The organism is Roseibium sp. AWQ4_290 (genome assembly GCF_056160985.1).
Genome location: NZ_JBSWYG010000049.1, coordinates 1 through 1281, shown reverse-complemented (window position 1 = coordinate 1281; position 1281 = coordinate 1). Strand labels below are relative to the sequence as shown.

Here is a 1281-nt window from a genome sequence, read left to right as displayed (position 1 = left end):
TGTCAATCGGCATCCAAACGTGACCCCTTATCGGCGCCCAATTTTGCCCCCCTTGGTGATGAGCTGGCCCGTCGCTGCGTAGTCCCCATTTAACGCAGCGGCGGCGGGCCAGCGGAGTAGCCGTTTGCTTTATGCTCGGTTCTTGAATCGCCAGCTTTCGTTGCCGGTTTCGACGATTTCGCAATGGTGCGTGAGACGGTCGAGGAGTGCCGTGGTCATCTTGGCGTCGCCGAAGACGCTCGGCCATTCACCGAAGGCCAGATTGGTGGTGACAATGATCGAGGTGCGTTCGTAGAGCTTGCTGATCAGGTGGAATAGGAGCTGACCTCCCGTCTGGGCGAACGGGAGATAACCGAGCTCGTCGAGGATCAGGAAGTCGAGGCGGGAGATCAGGTCCGCCGTCCGTCCCTGGCGTTCAGCGCGCGCTTCGGCGTCGAGTTTGTTGACCAGGTCTACGACGTTGAAGAACCTGCCCCGCCGGCCATTGCGAATGCTGGCCCGTGCGATGCTGACTGCGAGATGCGTCTTGCCGGTTCCGGTGCCGCCGATCAGCACGAGGTTGCGCTGATGGTCAAGGAAGTCGCCGGTGGCGAGGTCGCGGATCAGGGTCTCGTTGACATCTGCCGCCTCGAAGTCGAACTCGTCGATCTCCTTGGCGAGAGGCAGCTTTGCAATTGTCATCTGATACTTGATCGAACGCGCCTGTTTCTCACTGATCTCGGCGTTCAGGAGGTCGCCAATGATCTGTTGCGGCTCGTGCTGTCGCTTGACCGCCGTGGCGATGATCTCGTCGTAAGCCGTTCTCATCCCGTAGAGCTTCAGCTGGCCCATGGCGTCCAGCACCTGCGATCGTTCCATTCCGTTTTCTCCTCAGGCTGTCATAGCGGTCGCAATTGGCCGCAGGCTCGCGGCCCAGCTTCAGCGCATCCGGCGTCGTGATTGTCAGGGGTGGCGGCGGTTCGCGGTGGCGGGCCAGGATGTTCAGAACGACGCCTGCGGAATGGACGTTGTGAGACAAGGCCTCGGCACAGGCAGCTTCGACGGCCTCCAGACCATCGATGAGCACGGCGCCAAGGATATCGACCACCTGCCGATCACCGCCCGGCTGTCGTTCGAGCTTGCGCTGAACCCGGCGAAGGGCCGGCGGCAGATCCCAGTTCTTGAACGGTGCCCCGTTGCGCAATGCGCCGGGTTTGCGGGCCAGAGCCGGGATGTAGTGAAGCGGATCATAGATCGTCTTGCCGCGGCCGAAGACGCGATCATGCTGTCCCACGACCTGTC

1 protein-coding gene and 1 pseudogene are annotated in these 1281 nt (G+C 61.7%); both read right to left on the bottom strand.

Going from position 1 to position 1281, the window contains the following annotated elements:
* Window positions 1–129: 129 nt before the first annotated feature.
* Complete coding sequence (gene istB / locus ACXAH0_RS25070) at window positions 130–858, bottom strand: IS21-like element helper ATPase IstB (RefSeq protein WP_475196001.1); 729 nt, start codon at window positions 856–858, stop codon at window positions 130–132.
* Window positions 791–1281, bottom strand: a pseudogene (locus ACXAH0_RS25065) (IS21 family transposase); the annotation flags it as partial. The gene istB and the pseudogene ACXAH0_RS25065, both read right to left, overlap by 68 nt.

Coding starts and splice junctions, on each gene's coding strand:
- istB (WP_475196001.1), bottom strand. CDS start 858: ATGGAACGATCGCAGGTGCTGGACGCCATGGGCCAGCTGAAGCTCTAC.